Source organism: Vibrio aquaticus (assembly GCF_003970385.1).
Classification (GTDB): domain Bacteria; phylum Pseudomonadota; class Gammaproteobacteria; order Enterobacterales; family Vibrionaceae; genus Vibrio; species Vibrio aquaticus.
Map to the genome: position 1 here is coordinate 19,580 of NZ_RXZH01000014.1, position 16,083 is coordinate 35,662.

Annotated in this window: 19 protein-coding genes; 15 read left to right on the forward strand and 4 right to left on the reverse strand. The window is 45.0% G+C overall.

Translation table 11 applies throughout. The features are described 5' to 3' along the window. Positions 1-10 precede the first annotated feature (10 nt). Complete coding sequence (locus EJ063_RS18875) at positions 11-997, reverse strand: alpha/beta fold hydrolase (protein WP_126575851.1); 987 nt, start codon at positions 995-997, stop codon at positions 11-13. A gap of 87 nt (positions 998-1,084) precedes the next feature. Here EJ063_RS18875 and rhtB point away from each other — a divergent pair, with 87 nt between their 5' ends. The 7 genes from rhtB to EJ063_RS18910 all read left to right on the forward strand — a co-directional run bounded on the left by rhtB (position 1,085) and on the right by EJ063_RS18910 (position 7,506). After that, positions 1,085-1,702, forward strand: a complete 618-nt coding sequence (gene rhtB / locus EJ063_RS18880; RefSeq protein WP_126575852.1) for a homoserine/homoserine lactone efflux protein — start codon at positions 1,085-1,087, stop codon at positions 1,700-1,702. 26 nt (positions 1,703-1,728) lie between these two features. Continuing rightward, complete coding sequence (locus tag EJ063_RS18885) at positions 1,729-2,967, forward strand: EAL and HDOD domain-containing protein (RefSeq protein WP_126575853.1); 1,239 nt, start codon at positions 1,729-1,731, stop codon at positions 2,965-2,967. A gap of 95 nt (positions 2,968-3,062) precedes the next feature. After that, complete coding sequence (locus EJ063_RS18890; RefSeq protein WP_126575854.1) at positions 3,063-3,404, forward strand: metalloregulator ArsR/SmtB family transcription factor; 342 nt, start codon at positions 3,063-3,065, stop codon at positions 3,402-3,404. Between the two features lie 22 nt (positions 3,405-3,426). Beyond that, positions 3,427-4,428, forward strand: a complete 1,002-nt coding sequence (locus tag EJ063_RS18895) for an ArsJ-associated glyceraldehyde-3-phosphate dehydrogenase (RefSeq protein ID WP_126575855.1) — start codon at positions 3,427-3,429, stop codon at positions 4,426-4,428. Between the two features lie 152 nt (positions 4,429-4,580). After that, the gene (locus EJ063_RS18900) at positions 4,581-5,078 is read left to right on the forward strand and encodes a cyclin-dependent kinase inhibitor 3 family protein (protein WP_126575856.1); all 498 of its coding nucleotides are present in this window, start codon (positions 4,581-4,583) and stop codon (positions 5,076-5,078) included. Positions 5,079-5,175: 97 nt separating this feature from the next. Continuing rightward, positions 5,176-6,396, forward strand: a complete 1,221-nt coding sequence (arsJ, locus tag EJ063_RS18905) for an organoarsenical effux MFS transporter ArsJ (RefSeq protein ID WP_126575857.1) — start codon at positions 5,176-5,178, stop codon at positions 6,394-6,396. Between the two features lie 96 nt (positions 6,397-6,492). Further along, a complete protein-coding gene (locus tag EJ063_RS18910; RefSeq protein ID WP_126575858.1) occupies positions 6,493-7,506 on the forward strand; it encodes an acyltransferase in 1,014 nt (337 codons plus the stop codon). On the opposite strand, the gene EJ063_RS18915 is transcribed toward EJ063_RS18910, so the two are convergent. Then, entirely contained in the window at positions 7,503-7,832 is a 330-nt protein-coding gene (locus EJ063_RS18915; protein WP_126575859.1) for a DUF2500 domain-containing protein, read from the reverse strand. The genes EJ063_RS18910 and EJ063_RS18915 overlap by 4 nt on opposite strands. Before the next feature lie 266 nt (positions 7,833-8,098). Between EJ063_RS18915 and EJ063_RS18920 the strand changes: the two genes are divergently transcribed. From EJ063_RS18920 to EJ063_RS18940, 4 genes are all read left to right on the forward strand, one after another. Further along, a complete protein-coding gene (locus EJ063_RS18920) occupies positions 8,099-8,464 on the forward strand; it encodes a DUF4145 domain-containing protein (protein ID WP_126575860.1) in 366 nt (121 codons plus the stop codon). A gap of 904 nt (positions 8,465-9,368) precedes the next feature. Next, the gene (locus EJ063_RS18930; RefSeq protein WP_126575861.1) at positions 9,369-9,992 is read left to right on the forward strand and encodes a lysoplasmalogenase; all 624 of its coding nucleotides are present in this window, start codon (positions 9,369-9,371) and stop codon (positions 9,990-9,992) included. A 60-nt stretch (positions 9,993-10,052) separates the two neighbouring features. After that, a complete protein-coding gene (locus EJ063_RS18935) occupies positions 10,053-10,289 on the forward strand; it encodes a YecH family metal-binding protein (protein WP_126575862.1) in 237 nt (78 codons plus the stop codon). A 121-nt stretch (positions 10,290-10,410) separates the two neighbouring features. Then, positions 10,411-10,998, forward strand: a complete 588-nt coding sequence (locus tag EJ063_RS18940) for a YhgN family NAAT transporter (RefSeq protein WP_126575863.1) — start codon at positions 10,411-10,413, stop codon at positions 10,996-10,998. A gap of 32 nt (positions 10,999-11,030) precedes the next feature. Here the strand turns inward: EJ063_RS18940 and EJ063_RS18945 are convergent, their stop codons facing one another. Then, positions 11,031-11,297 carry a DUF1145 domain-containing protein gene (locus tag EJ063_RS18945; RefSeq protein ID WP_126575864.1) on the reverse strand — a complete coding sequence of 89 codons (267 nt, stop codon included), beginning with the start codon at positions 11,295-11,297 and terminating at the stop codon, positions 11,031-11,033. 12 nt (positions 11,298-11,309) lie between these two features. Then, on the reverse strand, positions 11,310-11,912 hold the full coding sequence (rsmD, locus tag EJ063_RS18950; RefSeq protein ID WP_126575865.1) for a 16S rRNA (guanine(966)-N(2))-methyltransferase RsmD: 603 nt from the start codon (positions 11,910-11,912) through the stop codon (positions 11,310-11,312). A 208-nt stretch (positions 11,913-12,120) separates the two neighbouring features. Between rsmD and ftsY the strand changes: the two genes are divergently transcribed. The 4 genes from ftsY (at position 12,121) to rpoH (ending at position 16,074) form a co-directional block, all read left to right on the forward strand. Next, positions 12,121-13,338: a signal recognition particle-docking protein FtsY gene (ftsY, locus tag EJ063_RS18955; RefSeq protein ID WP_126575866.1), complete on the forward strand. Its 1,218-nt coding sequence runs from the start codon at positions 12,121-12,123 to the stop codon at positions 13,336-13,338. Between the two features lie 45 nt (positions 13,339-13,383). After that, positions 13,384-14,058: a cell division ATP-binding protein FtsE gene (gene ftsE / locus EJ063_RS18960; RefSeq protein ID WP_126575867.1), complete on the forward strand. Its 675-nt coding sequence runs from the start codon at positions 13,384-13,386 to the stop codon at positions 14,056-14,058. Continuing rightward, on the forward strand, positions 14,048-15,016 hold the full coding sequence (gene ftsX, locus EJ063_RS18965; protein ID WP_126575868.1) for a permease-like cell division protein FtsX: 969 nt from the start codon (positions 14,048-14,050) through the stop codon (positions 15,014-15,016). Before ftsE ends, ftsX begins: the two co-directional genes overlap by 11 nt. A gap of 200 nt (positions 15,017-15,216) precedes the next feature. Next, on the forward strand, positions 15,217-16,074 hold the full coding sequence (rpoH, locus tag EJ063_RS18970; protein WP_126575869.1) for an RNA polymerase sigma factor RpoH: 858 nt from the start codon (positions 15,217-15,219) through the stop codon (positions 16,072-16,074). Positions 16,075-16,083: the final 9 nt, after the last annotated feature.

Here is a 16,083-nt window from a genome sequence, read left to right on the forward strand (position 1 = left end):
GGCGTACCACTTAATACTGATTGAAGAAGGTTAAGGTGGCGTCTAATGCTTGATTGCGGTATTCATCTTTCTCAAACAGCAATTCATGTTTGGCTTCATGGATGATCTTAAATGCACACTGAGTATGTGTTTTGGCAAGCTTCTTCATAAATTGAACTTGAGCTTGGTTAGCTACTATTTGGTCGTCACCGGCTTGCATCACCAGCAATGGTACTTTGATTTGTCTGGTCATTTGGTAACACTGCTTACACGCCATTAAACCTTGCCACACCCAGCGTGTGCTTGCTCCGCCAATTTTCAGTTCTGGGTTCTGCTCATACCAACCTCTAAACCAGTGATAACGTACATCGCTTTGGCTTAAGAAGTTGCCTTCAAACGGTTTCGGGAAATAAGCCACTTGGCCTGGTGCAAAGGTTGGCTTTGGATAAACGGCCGTGAGCAGCTGGCCCAATAATGTGGCAACGGGTTTTAAGTGCCAAGGTAAGTTTACGCCAAACATAGGTGCGCTCAGAGCAACCGCATCAAATGTCGCATCATGGGTTTGAAGATATCGCGTGACAATGTTGCCACCCATTGAGTGACCGAGCATAAAGCGCTTTGCATAGCTTGATAAATCAAAGTGACTCACGACCTGCTCGAGATCTTTAATGTAGTCGTCGAACTCATCAACGTAGCCCATTTGCTTATCTTCAATCAACCTGTCAGACAATCCTTGACCACGATGGTCATAGGAATAAACGTCATAGCCTTGTTGGAACAAGTCGTAGAACAACTCCTGATACTTAGAGCAACATTCAATACGCCCGTTGACTACCAAAATTGCTTTGTTATGTTCTGGAGAGGTGAGCTTCATCCAGTAAAGAGAACGCTTGTCAAAAGCCTTGAGATAGCCTTCTTCACGAGTGCGCCATAACTCAGCAATATTGCCATTGATTGCTTGCTCAAAATCGGACTCTTGAGTATAAGATGAAATAATATGGGAGCGTGAATCATTCATGGTGTAGTACGGCCTGATTTTCGTTTCAGCTATGCGACAAGATTAGATTATGTGGGGCGAGCAGCCTTTAGTCGAGAGGAATTCGTAATGGATATGCATGTTTGGCTGGCTTATGTAGTGACGGCGATTGTTTTTAGCTTGGCGCCGGGGTCTGGTACGGTCAATTCGATCAGTAATGGCTTAAGCTATGGAACCAAACGTTCATTGGCGGCCATCGCCGGGCTGCAAATTGGGCTTGCTGTGCATATTGTTCTGGTGGGGGCAGGCATCGGTGCGTTGGTTGCTCAATCAGCTTTAGCCTTCACTATTATCAAGTGGGTTGGTGCGGCTTATCTTGTGTGGTTAGGTCTTCAAAAATGGCGTGATCGTTCAACGCTTGCAACAGCGCAAACTGTGAACCAACTTTCATCAATGCGCTTGATGCGGAATGCCATATTGATTAACCTAACTAACCCTAAGTCGATTGTTTTCTTGGTGGCGCTGTTCCCTCAGTTTATTGACCCTACTAAGGATCAAGTGACACAGATTATGGTGTTAGGTCTGACAACGGTCTTTATTGATGCGGTGGTGATGCTTGGCTATACCAGCCTTGCTTCTCAGATGGGACGTTTCATTCGTTCAGACAAGATCATGTCTAAGATCAACAAAGTATTTGGCTCTATGTTTATGGGGTGTGGGGCGTTACTCGCCGCTGCCAAAGCCTAATTTAACCAAGAGATTTCACTGTCACGATGCCGCAACGAATTAAAGAGACCTATGTCGCTCGTCAACCTATCTTGAACGCCAAGCGACAAACATTAGGTTACGAATTGCTGTTTCGTGATAGTGACAATAATGCTTACCCCAGCCACATTAATGCCAATCGTGCGACCTATCGTCTAATTGTTGAGAACTTCCTGACCGCAGGAACAAACCCAACCTTTGCCAACTCTCGCTGTTTTATTAACTTCCCTCATGAAAGTTTAGTTCGCTTGCTGCCGCTCTCATTGCCAAAGAACCGTATCGTGGTTGAGGTGCTCGAGACATGCACACCGAACGATGAGTTGCTTGAAGCCATCAAACAGCTCTACGCGAATGGCTACCTGATTGCCCTAGATGACTTTATCTATACGCCGGAGTGGGAACGCTTTCTGCCATTCGTACATATTGTGAAAATCGATATTATGGCGGTGGGGTTAGAGCAAGCCTGCGCGATGGTGAAAGAACTCAAGGCTAAGAGCTCTAAACGAAAATTCGTCGCCGAGCGGGTTGAAACCGAGGAGGAGTTTCTTGCGGCACGTTCTGCAGGGTTCAGTTTCTTTCAAGGTTACTTCTTTAGTAAGCCTGAGATCGTGCGCCAACGTTACTTAAGCCCAGAGCAGTTGATCGCGATGGAGCTGTTCCATGAAGTGTGTAAGGCGGAAGTCGACTTTGCCAAAGTAGAAGCGATCGTGGCGAAAGATGTTGCTCTGTCGTATAAGTTGCTGCGATTTGTGAATACCATGTCAGATCGGCTAGAAGTGAATATTTCGTCATTTCGACAAGCACTTGTCTATTTAGGGCAAGATAAACTTAAGCTATTTGTCTCGCTTGCCGTCGCTTCGTTTGTGTCTGCCAATAAACCCAAAGAACTCTACACACTCTCCTTGCAACGAGCCCAGTTTTTCATGTTGATGGCTCGTGAGAACCCCTTTAGCCAATTCCGCGATCAGGCGTTTTTGATTGGTCTGTTTTCTCTGCTTGACGCACTCATGGACGTCTCTTTGAGCGATCTTGTCGAGCAGTTGCCACTTTGTCCTTCCATCAAACAAGCGCTGCTGGAGCGTAAAGGGCCGTTCGGCCAACTTCTACAGTTGGAAGAGTGTTATGAGAGAGCCGATTGGTTTGGTGTCGAAGATGCCTGCCAGAAACTAAGTCTATCAGTCAGTGATGTGATGCCACGAATCACACAAGCTCAACGTTGGAGCCAAGAGCTCAACCCAATCCTTTAGCTAGATGAAACTTTTATGACACTTTGAATTAGGTGTTGATCTCCGCACAAGAATAAATAAATATATGCGCATATCCATATATGAGTATGTTTTGAATGTTACCGCATCAGTTTTTCAAATTATTATCCGATGAAACTCGCGTACGCAGCCTGATGCTGATTGTGCGTGAGGAGTGCTTGAGCGTGGGTGAACTGACTGAAGCACTGCAAGAGAGTCAACCTAAAGTCTCTCGTCATCTTGCTCAACTACGTACCAATGGCATTTTGGTCGATGTAAGACAAGGGCAGTGGGTCTTCTACCGTTTAGCGTCAGGTTTGCCTGGTTGGATGAATAAACTGATTGATGACCTTGTGGCTTCAAATTGCCTAAAAACAGAATACCAACAAGATTTAGAACGATTACATGCGATTCAGGCTCGCCCTGTTTGCTGCCAATAAATTGAAAGAAAGAGATTAAGTTATGACGATTAAAGTAGGAATTAACGGTTTCGGTCGTATTGGACGTTTAGCACTTCGAGCGGCTTATGATTGGCCTGAGCTAGAGTTTGTTCAAATCAATGATGTGGCAGGTGATACCAAGACACTGGCACATCTTCTAGAGTTTGATTCAGTTCAAGGTCGTTGGCACCATGAAGTGGCAGCCGATGGTTCAGAGATGATCATCAATGGTCACAGCATTAAGACAACGCAAGAGCGTGATATCGAAGCGATCGACTGGTCGGATTGTGATGTCGTCATCGAAGCGACAGGTGTTCACCGTAAAACCTCTTTCCTAAACAAGTATCTTGAACAGGGTGTTAAGCGTGTTGTTGTTTCTGCTCCGGTGAAAGAAGAGGGCGTTGCCAACATCGTGGTGGGCGTGAACGACCACATCTTCGACCCAGCTGTGCATAAGATCGTGACGGCGGCTTCATGTACGACCAACTGTATTGCGCCGGTAGTTAAAGTGATCAATGAAAAGCTGGGCATTGAGAACGCTTCATTTACGACAATTCATGACTTAACCAATACTCAAACAATTCTCGATGCGCCACATAAAGATCTACGTCGTGCTCGTGCATGTGGTATGAGCCTAATCCCAACGACGACGGGTTCGGCTAAAGCAATTGTTGAAATCTTCCCTGAGTTAGAAAACCGCATCAACGGCCACGCTGTACGTGTACCACTGGCGAATGCTTCTCTGACTGACATCATCTTTGAAGTGAAGCAAGATACGACTGCTGAAGAAGTGAATGCATTACTAAAAGAAGCATCACAAGGTGAGCTGAAAGGCATACTTGGTTTTGAAGAACGTCCACTGGTTTCTATTGATTACAAAGGGGACCAGCGTTCAACCATCGTCGATGCACTTTCAACAATGCTAGTCGGCAAGCGTATGGTGAAGATCTACGCTTGGTATGACAATGAAATGGGTTACGCAACGCGTACAGCTGAGTTGGTTCGTAACGTTGGCTTAGCATAATACTCTTCATACTTGAAATCGCAGCGTTGTTAACTGCGTAAGCTCACCCTAATCACATAGAAGATCTATGCTCATAGGGCTGAGCTTACTGGTTGCCTAGCTGCAACTCCAATTATTTTGAGTATTCACCTAAACATATAATAATTTTGGTAATGACTATGACACATCCTACATGGCAACTTGATGTTGATAATGGCGCTTTGGTTCTGACTCCTTGTCCGGGTACGAAAGGCACGGATTTAGACGCATCACTTGAGCAGCTGAAAGCACAAGGTGTACAAGCGATTGTCACCGCACTGGATGATGCGGAACTTGCGAGTAAAGACGTAGCAGCTCTCGGTGAGAAGGCGAACGCACTAGGTATGCAGTGGTTCCAAATCGAGATTGAAGACGACTGTGCGCCAGGTGATGCATTTGCTGCGAAATGGCAAACAGCAAGCCCTGCCTTACACAATGTTGTCGATAACGGTGGCAAAGTGGCGGTGCATTGTATGGGCGGCTCAGGTCGTACAGGACTGCTAGCAGCTCACCTGCTACTTGAGAAAAACTGGCCACTTGCAGAGATCGTAACGCAAGTTCAAGCGCTTCGTCCGGGGGCTTTTACCAAGCCGATTCAAGTTGATTACATTAACGGTGTGGCAAGCAAATAATAGTTTGTTCAGCGTTTTGAGCTTTTGGATCACCATGATCCAAAAGCTCTCTGATCGGTCACTTCTCTGTTTTATTCCGTCCTATGGGTAAGATGTTATGTTCTCAAACCTGAGTAAGAGTGTTCGCCAATATATGCTGGTGACCTTCAATTACTGGAACTTCACCATTACGGATGGCGCACTGCGTATGCTGGTGGTGCTCTATTTTTATGACTTAGGTTATAGCTCGTTAGAAATTGCCTCACTGTTCCTGTTTTACGAATTTTTTGGTGTGGTTACCAACCTGATTGGTGGTTGGTTAGGCGCTAGGTTGGGTCTGAACAAAACCATGAACTTAGGCCTAGGGATGCAAATTGTCGCTTTGGGTATGTTAGCAGTGCCAAGTGCGATGTTAACCATTCCTTGGGTGATGGCGGCTCAAGCACTGTCGGGCATTGCCAAAGATCTCAATAAGATGAGCGCCAAAAGCTCTATCAAAACTTTGGTACCAGATGAACAGCAAGGCGCTTTGTATAAGTGGATTGCGATCCTGACGGGTTCGAAGAACGCTTTGAAAGGGGCGGGGTTCTTTGTCGGTGGCCTATTACTTGCGACTATCGGCTTTCAATATGCGGTGCTTGCAATGGCGGCAGTGCTCACCTTGGTGTTCATGGGCAGTGTGTTGAGCCTTGAAGCTGATATGGGTAAAGCAAAGAACAAGCCTAAGTTTAAGCAGATCTTTTCTAAATCAGAGTCGATAAACATTCTGTCAGCCGCGCGTATGTTCCTATTTGGCGCACGTGACGTGTGGTTCGTGATTGCGTTGCCTATCTACTTGGGCAGTGTCTTTGGCTGGAATCATTCGATGGTGGGTGGCTTCTTAGCAGCCTGGACGATTGCGTATGGCTTTGTTCAGGGCATTGCGCCTAAGCTTACCGGTAAAGCGGAAGGTAAGGTACCAGATGGTCGCGCGGCTATGTTGTGGGCTGGTGGACTGGCTTTGGTGACCGCTTTAATCGCTTATTCAGTGCAAATTGGCTGGCAGCCTGAGATAGTCATTGTCGGTGGTTTGATGATATTTGGTGCCATTTTTGCGGTGAACTCTTCATTACATTCTTACATGATCGTGAGTTATGCCAAAGGTGATGGTGTGTCACTCGATGTTGGTTTCTACTACATGGCTAATGCCATGGGGCGCTTAATTGGCACGATTTTGTCTGGATGGGTGTTCCAAATGGCAGGGCTCGCTGCTTGTCTTTGGGTCTCGTTTGCGTTCTTAGCACTAACTACTTTGATATCGGTGAAACTACCGAAAGTAAAACCCACCGTTACTGCATAGCCGCCAACAATTTACTGACTAAAAGCTGACCAAGTGTGTTACCTGGTCAGCTTTTTTATTGCTATATTCAGTAGGTTACTAAGCGAGAGTGTGAGTATGAGAGAAAGAGTTCTGTTTTTTGATTTGTTGCGTTGTGTGGCTGCGATAGCGGTCATTGCGATCCATGTTCTCGCACCTTATCGACATGAATTGGGCGTAATCCCTTTTGGTGAATGGGCAACAGCAGTTGGTGTGAACAGTGTGACTCGCTGGGCGGTACCCGTGTTCATTCTGATTACTGGCGCTTTGATGCTCAGTGACAAACGGCCATTTGATGCAAAATATTATGTGAAGCGTCGATTGGGGAAAGTGCTTGTCCCATTTCTTATTTGGTCTCTCTTCTATGCCATCTTATCTGGTTTAAGTAGCGCAGGTTATGACGTTTCTGTCACTCAGCAGGTGTTGGCGGACAGCCCTCATCATGCCACTTATTACCACCTAGGCTTTTTCTACTACTTTATTCCCCTCTATTTTGTGATTCCGTTTTTCCAACTGGTCGTGAAGCATTCTGGGCCGACGGCATTGTATGGATTTGTCGCGGTTTGGTTAACGACAACGTTACTCTATTTGATGAAAATTGATGGGCCATGGAGTCACGAATTGTGGCTCTATAGTGGTTACTTACCGCTAGGCTATTTGTTATACCAGCGAGTGCCGTTGAATAAATTCTATGTGGCGGTGTTTGCAGTCCTCGGATTCGCTGCGTTAGTGACAACCGCTTACATGGTGATCGGCACAAGTCAGCAAATGGGTGAATACACCGTAGGGCGTTGGTTATCGTACAAGACGCTCAATGTCGTCTTGGCAGCGAGTATGGTCTTTATGGTCTGTCGATACGTCGGAGAAGGGCTGTCTGATGGGGTGAATCGAGTTGTGGGCTTTGTGAGCCAACATAGTCTGGGCATCTACATCTTACATCCTATTTTCTTATGGCCGATGAAAGAGTTTGGTTGGTACCAAGGCCACCCTGCTTGGGTAATTCCATTATGGATTCTGCTAAGTGGTGCCGGTGCGCTAGCGTTAAGTTATTCACTCTCGAAGTCGGAGAAAACGCGTTGGTTGCTGCCTTAACGTTTTAGGGCAAAGTGAAGAAACTTATCGCCCTGATAAGTCAGTGTGCCTTGATCGCCAGGGTTCAAAGCGTGGAAATAGTGAATACCAACCTGAAATTCGCGCTTTGGACCTAAGCGTCCTTTCTGAACGTAGATCCAATACTCTTGATCATCCTGTCCTGGCTGCGCGTCTTCAACATCAATCGACTGTTTATCGAGTACGGTAACGACGGCGGTTTGCTCTGGTGCGTTTTCGCCTTGAATGTGCTTGCGATAGAAATGGACGAAAGCCCACCCACTGATGGCAGCGAAAAGAACAACAGCGATAAATAGCGTTACAGGCATAAAGAGACTCTCAGAAAGACTTATCCGAATATCTTAGCCTGATTCGCGTTTGGATTCTGGGTATGAGTCTTGCTATAAAAATAAAACCGTCAATGATGCAGAAACTATTCGAGCTACATCACATTCAATCTTTCATTAAGATTGGGATCGACGTTTAAGTGTTGATTCTTCTGCACAAATTTTCTTGCAACTTAGAGAAAAAGTGGGAGAGTGGAAACTAGAGGGACCAAACACCGCTAGAATAAGAGTAGCAATGGAGGGAAATCATGTCTGATATCGAAAAAGTGGTTATACGCACTCGTCGTATCGAGAAGCTTCTCCGTACCCAATATCATGCTGATGGCAAAGGGCTTCATCAGTTGATTACCAGCTGTGAAGAGCGGTTACCTCATGATGTGATAGGTAAGCTCAGATACATTGCGACGATCAGGAACAAAATTGTTCATGAAGATGGCTATAAGCTTGATAGTCGGAAAGACTTTTTGTCGACATGCGATGAATGTGAAAAAGAGCTCACACCGAGAAGTAGCCGTTTTATTTGGCGAGCAGCGATAACGTTAATGGCGCTGAGCACACTTGCGGCATTACTTTTCTATTATGCTCATTGGGATGTGCTATCGAAACATCTTTAGTAAAAACACCACTTTATGTGGTTGTGTCAGAACTAGACATATCGCTGATTTTTAAGCCATTAATGATCTTATAAACGCTATAAAAACAAAAAGGGACGCTGATGCGTCCCTTTTTGTTTTTATACTTTGACTTAGTACATCATCGGCAGTGTCATTAGGCCTACAACTACTGCGATCATTACAAGTCCTTGTTTTTGTGAAGAAGAAATCATAGCACTGCTCCTTTTGAATGATGTTTGATTCTATGCTTATTAGAATAGCAGTGTTTTGACGGTTTGATCAAGTTATTTATTGCCTAAGCCTTAAAATTATAACTTTTCTCATGTTTATCTGCTCGTTTATCTAGGTTTTGTTTGCTTTTATAAATTGATAGATTGCGTATTAAATAATCTCGAGTGTTTTGATTTCTAATTAAGGTGTTGTTTTTATTTGTTTTTATTGGTGTTTCTTTATTGTTAATCTGATTTTTGTTTGATTTTAAAGACTTCGATCTCTCAGCTACTCTAGTGCTTATTTTTTTAATTAAAGGCTGTTCTGGGGCTGATGTTTTTCTGACATAGGCAGTAACTTGTCAGTTTAATGCCAGTGTTTGAGAATGAAATTGTACCTAATGGATTTCAAAGGTAATTGGTTTTTTGTTTAACTTATTGATTTTGTTGGATTGGTGGTTTTGTTGGTCATTGTTTCTTTCCATATAGTGTCAGTTTTCAAACTCAGTTGGTGCTGTCTAATAAAACAGGGCTGTTTTTATGATTTTTGAGTAGACTAGCCGTTTTATGCGGGAATGTAGGGTTGCATATGCCTGGGTAAAGAAGTCATATCAAGATCCAAGTTTTGTGGTCTGTTGGTAGACATCTCATCCGGTCTGCCTAAACTGGCAGCTGATTTTTCTTGAGGTGTTCGAATGTGGAGCTGGTTATCGGTTGCCCTTTCTGGGTATATCAGTATTTCTGCTAATGAAAATAATCACACCAAGCAGGCTGTGATGTTTAAAACAATGTCGCTACTTATGTTGCTGGTGATGCTATGGAGTCAGTATTCATTAGCTACCCCTGCGGCGTTGTGGGTTAGTGCTGGTCTAGTGATCTCAATGATTGCGGATGCCCTCTATCTATTCAAAAAACACTTACGCCTTTGCTTTGCTGGGTTTATTGCTGCGCAGTTAAGTTACAGCGCCGCTTTTTGGCTGAAGCTTTCCGGTGACATGGTCTTATGGTTACCAGCAATGCTGTTAGGTGTAGGGGTCGTTTGTTTCTTCTTACTCTTACCGAAAATTGATCAGCTTATCTTCCCTGTTGTTATGATGGGGATCGTATTACTTCAACTTAACTGGGCGGCAGGCGAGGTTTGGTTGATTAACGGTGGTTTGGCTAGCGCGGTTGGCTTTATTGGTTCACTAACACTCACGCTTTCCGCCGTTTTACTGGCGATTCATGACTACAAGCATCCCTTGTATCAAGGCCGATACCTTATCTCTGGTAGTTACTTGCTGGCTCACAGCTTGATTACTGCATCATTGATTATCTAATATCAAAGAAACTCAGCACGACTTCGCTATGCTTTGCCAAAAGAGTGAAGAGGAAAAGTGATGACGACTGAAATTCATGCCCATAAGGTTCTAAACTTACTGAGAGAGCGTCCAATGTCTAAAGAGGCGCTCGAACAGGTTGTCTTCCAAGAGTTTGGAGAGCAAGCAAGATTCCGTACCTGCAAATGCAGTGGCTTTACGCTAGATACTTTGCTGGAGTTCTTCATTGAACGTCAGAAGGTGACGATTGAAGGTGGAGTATGGCAGGTGAATGCAGAGCGTGTTTGTAGCCATTAATTTAAGCCAACAGACTTTGTAATTTTAATTCTTGTTACGCCTCCAAATTGAACATTGAGATTGTTATACTTCGCCAACTTTTTTTGTGCGCTTGATGTAACCCACTTTGGAGGCTTAATTCATGGACATCCTTTCTGCCGCAACCATGATCTTTTTAATCATGGATCCACTCGGCAACCTGCCTATCGTCCTATCGATTCTTAAGCACTTAGACCCTAAGCGCCGCCGCATTGTTCTTGTTCGAGAACTGTTTTTTGCGCTCGCTATCTTGATGCTGTTCCTCTTTGCGGGTAAGAACATCCTGAACTTCTTGCACGTTCAACCAGAAACGCTCAGCATTTCTGGCGGTATCATTCTCTTTATCATCGCGATTAAGATGATTTTCCCAAGTGGTGGCAGCATTGTTGGTTTAGCCGCGGGTGAAGAACCGTTCTTTGTCCCTATGGCGATCCCAATGATTGCGGGTCCATCGGTGATTGCGGCGATTTTATTATTGTCGAGCCAACATCCAGACAATCTTTTAGAACTCTCAGGGGCTGTGATTCTCGCATGGGGAGCCACATTCTTTATTTTGATGTTCTACAACTTCTTCCACCGTATTCTTGGCGAACGAGGCTTGAAAGCAGTTGAGCGTCTGATGGGATTACTATTGATTATGATTTCAACCCAGATGTTCCTCGATGGGGTGAAGAGTTACTTGATGTCATAAATAAAAACGCCGCTCAACTGAGCGGCGTTTTTTTACATCATGTATTTGCGTCGAATGTCGAGTAGGGCAAAGATACCAAAAATCAAAATCGACCATTTCTCCCAACGGCTCATACTGATTTTGTCACCAAAGGCACCGATGAAGATCAGCATCTGCAAGCCATGCATGATGAAGAGAAACGCCGTCATAATGTACAACGCAATCGCAGCGTTGCCCGGAAATGGCATAAAGATATTAAGAATTAGAATAAGCCATACGAATCCAATCGCGGCTTTTGCGAGCATTAATAACGCTTTCATGACGACGTCCTATTATTCACTTTGTTGTCGTTCAAACAGGCAGTAACGAACCTGTCCTGCTGTTTTTTCTCGGTGTAAGTGCCAGTGTGCCGGAATTGCTTCCAGAGCCAACTCTTTTTCTGTTTCAATATAAATCATGGCGTCATCGGCCAGCCACCCATTACTTTCCAGCAGGCTGACGGTTTCATCCAAAAGCCCTTTTCTAAATGGAGGGTCAATAAAGACAACGTGATGAGGTGTGCCTGGCTGCTTTAAATAGCTTAGCGCATCACTGTTAATCGCCTGCAAGTTATTGCCTTTTAATGACGCGATATTGGTCTGAAGCTGCTTAAACGCTTGTGGGTTTAGCTCAATGAGCGTCACCATTTCTGCTTGTCGAGAGGCGGCTTCGAAACCTAATCCGCCAGAACCTGCAAAAAGGTCGAGGCATTTTGCTCGAGGCACATCTTGCGCAATCCAGTTAAACAGAGTCTCTTTTACACGATCGGTCGTAGGTCGCAGACCTTCCACATCATGAACAGGCAGTTTTCTACCTCTCCATAAACCGCTAATAATACGAACAAAGCCCGCCGATGGCTTTTTTTGTGATGAGTTTTGCTGGCGACGTCTTACCATAGATTTTTTGACCGCTAATAAAGTGATACTATACCCAGTCGCTCAGCGAATAAGCGTTGAGTACAGCCCAAATTTGTTGATAACAAAGTGTATACCATCGCCTTTGCAGTGAAAACTTTTCACTTTGTTGTCATTTGTCTTTTCAAAGTAGCGATAATGCAGACGAAAAGAGTCTGATTAAATTAAGACGATCTAGGAATAGCCCCAGATGACGGAAAAAAAGAAGCGCGGATTACTCTCTTGGCTTGGTTTTGGTGATGAAGAACAACAAGCAAAACAGCCTGTAGAAGACAACCAGCCAATTGCCGAAGAACAGCAGCAAGAACAAGTAGAGACGATTGACGAGCCGCAATCGGACGAGAAAAATCAACTAGCAGAAGCAGAAGCAGAAGCAGAAGCAGAAGCAGAAGCAGAAGCAGAAGCAGAAGCAGAAGCAGAAATTGTAGTTGAAGAAGAAGTTTCAGCGCCAGCGGAACCTCGCGTTGCAGAACAAGAGAAACCAACAGAAAGCTTCTTTGCTCGCCTAAAACGCAGCTTAGCGCGTACAAAAGCGAATATTGGCGCAGGTTTCTTTGGTCTATTTAAAGGCAAGCAAATCGATGATGACTTGTTCGAAGAGCTTGAAGAGCAGCTACTGATCGCTGATGTGGGCATGGATACCACACTAAAAATCATCGAAAACCTGACAGAAAAAGCGTCTCGCCAAGATCTAAAAGATGGCGAAGCGCTGTATGGCCTACTTAAAGAAGAAATGGCCGAAATCTTATCTAACGTTGAAAAGCCATTAGAAGTCGACACCAGCAAAACACCTTACGTTATTTTGATGGTCGGTGTGAACGGTGTTGGTAAAACGACCACGATTGGTAAGCTAGCAAAACAATTCCAAGCAGAAGGCAAAAAAGTGATGCTGGCGGCGGGCGATACGTTCCGTGCAGCTGCAGTAGAACAGCTTCAAGTTTGGGGTGAGCGCAATAACGTGCCTGTTGTGGCGCAACACACTGGTGCAGACAGCGCATCGGTTATCTATGACGCGATTGAATCAGCGAAAGCAAAAGGCGTGGATGTTGTTATCGCCGATACGGCAGGTCGTTTGCAGAACAAATCGAACCTAATGGAAGAGCTGCGCAAAATTGTACGCGTGATGCAGAAAGTGGATGGCTCTGCACCGCACGAAATCATGCTGACATTGGACGCAGGTACCGGTCAAAACGCGATTAGCCAAGCAAAACTCTTCAGCGACGTGGCGCCACTTACCGGTATTACCCTGACTAAATTAGACGGTACGGCGAAAGGCGGTGTGATCTTTGCGCTTGCGGATCAGTTCCAAATACCAATTCGTTACATCGGTGTGGGCGAAGGTATTGATGATCTGCGCCCATTTGAAACTCAAGAGTTTATCGACGCACTGTTTAGCCGAGAAGACTAACAACTTAATCAGCAATTGAAGAAACTCAGTTAAGAGGGATTTCGAGTGATAAAATTTCAGCAAGTGAGCAAAGCTTATCGAGGTGGTCGACAGGCTTTGCAGAAGGTTGATTTTCATCTCCGCCGAGGTGAAATGGCCTTTCTTGGTGGCCACTCAGGCGCCGGAAAGAGCACATTGCTAAAGTTGATTTGTGCCATTGAGCGTCCAACTGATGGCAAGATCAGCTTTAATGAGCACGACATCACTCGAATTCCTAGTAAAGACATTCCATTCTTACGTCGCAACATCGGCATCGTGTTTCAAGACCACCGTTTACTGATGGACAGAAGCGTGTTTGATAACGTGGCGTTGCCGATGCGCATCGAGTCTATTTCTGAAAATGAGATTAAACGTCGAGTCTCAGCAGCTCTCGATAAAACGGGTCTACTAGATAAAGCGAAGTGTTTGCCAAGCCAACTATCGGGCGGTGAACAGCAACGTGTCGGGATCGCGCGAGCAGTGGTGAATCGCCCAACCTTGCTTTTGGCCGACGAGCCAACGGGTAACTTAGACCCTGAATTATCAAATCGAGTGTTAAATTTGTTTGAAGAGTTTAACCGGGCAGGTGTCACCATTCTTTTAGCAACGCACGATTTGGGGTTAGTGAATACTCGCCCACAATATCGTCACCTAGAACTAAACCAAGGTTTTCTAAGTGAGGTCGAAGACTATGGCCGCTAATTCACGCAAGAAGAACAACCAATCCGCTCGCAATAAGAATCGCGTAAAGCGTGATAGTTTCTTCACCGTTCACCTTAAACAAGCTAAAACCTCATTAGGTGAGTTCTGGTTGCGTCCGATGGGGAACCTATTAACATTGGCGGTGATTTCAATGGCGCTCGCCATGCCGTCTGCGCTTTATCTGTTAGGAAAAAACATTTCTGAAGCCTCAACCAATGTGACCAGTCCTTCTAAAGTTAGTGCTTACTTAGCTGAACAGATGCCCGAAGCAAGAGTCATGGTATTGAAAGACCAACTTGAAACGGCAGATGATGTAGCGCTGGTGGAATACATTTCACCTCAGCAAGGGCTTGATGACTTAAGTCAGTATTCTGGTTTTGAGCGCGCGCTCACCATGCTGGATGACTATGCTCTACCTGGCGTGTTGATCATCACACCAAGTCAGGACGATAAGCAGTCGATTAAGCAATTGGCAGCGCGCATTGCTGAGCAAGAGGGCATTACCGATGTTCGCTTGGATGAAGATTGGTTGACTCGACTGGATGCAATCAAAAACCTGGTTGGCGGCATTGTCGTCACACTCTCAGTCTTGATGCTTGGTTCGGTGTTTCTTATCGTTGGCAACACACTGCGATTTAATGTGTTAGCGAATAAAGATGAGATTCAAACCATGAAGCTGATTGGTGCAACCAACAGCTATATCTTACGCCCTTATTTATACTCGGGGATGTGGTTTGGCCTATTGGGTGCCATCATTGCTTGGGTTCTTACCGCGGTTATCACAGTTTTACTCAATAACAGTGTTGAGCAATTAGCATTACTATATGATAGCCGCTTTAGACTGGTAGGCTTAAGCTGGGATGAGTCGTTATTGCTGATCATGCTAGGCACTTTCTTAGGTTGCTTAGCGGCTAAGGTATCAGCTCAGCGTCATCTGAAAGAAATTGAGCCAGTTTAACAACCTGCACAAGATAAATTGAACCTGCTTATTTTGCTGCTGTCATAATATTGAAAAAAGTACACGCTACCGTGTACTTTTGTCTTGTATAGACAGTTTGTTTATGCATAATAACTTTCCCCTGCTTGAATCCTGTTCATTTTAGGTTCAAGATTGATGGGTTAAAAATTACTCCAGATCAGAGATTGATGAGGAACTGAATGACAAATCAAGCATACCCAATGGCAGCTGTAACGCAAGATAGCTTAGATAGCTACATTCGCTCAGTGAACAGCTACCCAATGCTAACTCCTGAAGAGGAGCGTGATTTAGCGGAAAGACTGCACTATGATGCTGAAATTGATGCGGCAAAAGGGCTGATCCTTTCGCACCTTCGTTTCGTTGTGCACGTGGCTCGCGGTTATTCGGGTTATGGCCTGCCAATGGCTGACCTTGTTCAAGAAGGTAATATTGGTCTAATGAAAGCGGTAAAACGCTTTAACCCAGAAGTGGGCGTTCGCTTGGTTTCTTTTGCCGTGCATTGGATCAAAGCAGAAATCCACGAGTATGTGCTGCGTAACTGGCGTATTGTGAAGATCGCAACGACCAAAGCACAACGTAAATTGTTCTTTAACCTACGTAAGTCTAAAAAGCGTTTAGGTTGGTTCAATAATGGTGAAGTAGAAACGGTTGCAAAAGAGCTAGGTGTGGCACCTGCTGAAGTGCGTGAGATGGAATCTCGTCTTGCTGCACAAGATGCCACGTTCGAAATGCCAAGTGATGATGATGACTCGCCATCGTCTTACACCGCGCCGATGGTGTACCTAGAAGACAAATCTTCTGATCTTGCTGATAACGTTGAAGCGGATAACTGGGAAGCTCACACTAACAATCGTTTAAGCCTGGCGCTTAAAACGCTTGATGAGCGCAGCCAGCACATTGTTCGCTCTCGTTGGTTGGATGACAACAAGTCAACACTGCAAGAGCTAGCGGAAACGTATAGCGTCTCTGCTGAGCGTATTCGCCAGCTAGAGAAGAACGCCATGAAAAAGCTAAAGGCAGCAGTCGGCGAGTTCTAATCTCCTGAC